Origin of the sequence: Mycobacterium persicum, from assembly GCF_002086675.1 — a bacterium.
In the GTDB taxonomy this organism is placed as follows: Bacteria; Actinomycetota; Actinomycetes; order Mycobacteriales; family Mycobacteriaceae; genus Mycobacterium; species Mycobacterium persicum.
Genome location: NZ_MVIF01000228.1, coordinates 1 through 1,677, shown reverse-complemented (window position 1 = coordinate 1,677; position 1,677 = coordinate 1). Strand labels below are relative to the sequence as shown.

The 1,677-nt window shown below is 81.0% G+C and carries 1 protein-coding gene; it reads right to left on the bottom strand.

What is annotated here, in order from left to right:
• A partial coding sequence (locus BST40_RS33470) for a hypothetical protein (RefSeq protein ID WP_208618950.1) occupies window positions 1-1,677 on the bottom strand: 1,677 nt, incomplete at both ends.

Here is a 1,677-nt window from a genome sequence, read left to right as displayed (position 1 = left end):
GCACCGGCGGCGCCGATGCCGCCCATGGCGCCGGCCGATTCGCGGCCGGTGCCGCCGTAACCGCCGCCGCCGCCGACGCCGCCGGCGCCGCCGTTGCCGCCGACACCCGGATTTCCGCCGGTGCCAGGGTTGCCGCCGGTGCCGCCGGTGCCGCCGGGCCCACCCGCGAAGCCCGTTTCCTGGTAGTCGCCCGGGCCGCCGTAGCCGCCACCGCCGCCGACGCCGCCCGCGCCGCCGTTGCCGGCGGTTCCGCCGGGGCCGCTGTCGCCGCCGGTGCCGCCGGTGCCACCCGCCCCGCCGGCGCCGCCGGTTTGCTCGAGGTCGCCGGCACCACCGAAGCCACCTCCGCCCCCGGTGCCTCCAGTGCCGCCGGTGCCCCCAGCAGTCTGGTCGCCGCTGCCGGAAGGGCCGCCGGCGCCGGCCTTCCCGCCGGCCCCGCCGGCGCCGCCGGTGCCGCCGGTGGCGGTGAAGCCGTTGCCGCCGTAACCGCCGTCGCCGCCCTCACCGCCGTCTCCGCCGTAACCGCCGTAGTTGCCGGATCCAGGGATGGCGTCGGCGCCCGCGCCGGCTGCTCCGCCGTCGCCGCCGGCGCCGCCGGTGCCGGCGATACCGCTGGCGCCATGGCCGTGCCCGGGCGTGCCGCCCGCACCGCCGTCACCGCCATAGCCGCCGTAGCCGCCGTCTCCGCCACCGCTGCCGGTATCGGGGGTTCCGCTGGCGCCGACGCCGCCAACGCCGCCGGCGCCGCCCACCCCGCCGCTCCCGTTCGTGGCACCGGCCAGACCATTCCCGCCGGTGCCGCCGGTACCGCCGTTGCCACCGGTACCGCCCATGTGACCGGTGCCGGCCTTGCCGTCCGCGCCGGTGCCGCCGGCGCCACCGGCGCCGCCGGTACCGCCGATGCCGCCGATGCCGCCACCGCCGCCCTTGCCGGCCAGGCCGGCGGCGCCGCCGGCGCCACCATGTCCGCCGTCGCCGCCATTGCCGGCGCCGGCGCCGGTGTCGGCGGCACCACTGCCGCCGTCGCCGCCAGCGCCGCCGACGGCGCCGTCGGCACCCCTACCGTTGGTGCCGCCGGGACCACTATTGCCGCCGGACCCACCCTGGCCGCCGGCACCGCCATCGGTACCGCCAAGGCCGCTGCCGGCCGCGGCGCTGGCGCCGGCCCCGCCCACGCCGCCGATTGCGCCCGCGCCGCCATCGCCATAGGCACCGGCCAACCCGCCGAATCCGCCGGTGCCGGCGGCCCCGCCGGTGCCGGCGTTGCCGCCGTTACCGCCGAAACCGCCCGCGCCGGCACCGCTTCCGGTATCGGCCGCGCCGGCGCCACCGATGCCACCAACCCCACCGTTGCCGCCGCGCCCGCCACTGCCGTTGGTGCCGAAGGCGCCGGCATTGCCACCGGCACCGGCGGCCCCGCCGGTGCCGCCGTGGCCGCCGAAGCCACCGGTGGTGGCGCCCGGGTGGCCGTCTAAGCCCGCACCGCCGGCGCCGCCGGTGCCACCGTTGCCGCCGGTACCCCCGTGCCCGAACAGCCCGGCGGTACCGCCGGCCGCGCCGTGACCGCCGGTCCCGCCGGTGCCGCCCTCCTGGCCGGGCAGGCCCTGGCCACCGACACCACCGGCGCCGCCGATCCCACCGGCCCCACCCTGACCGAACAGCCCCGCGGTGCCACCC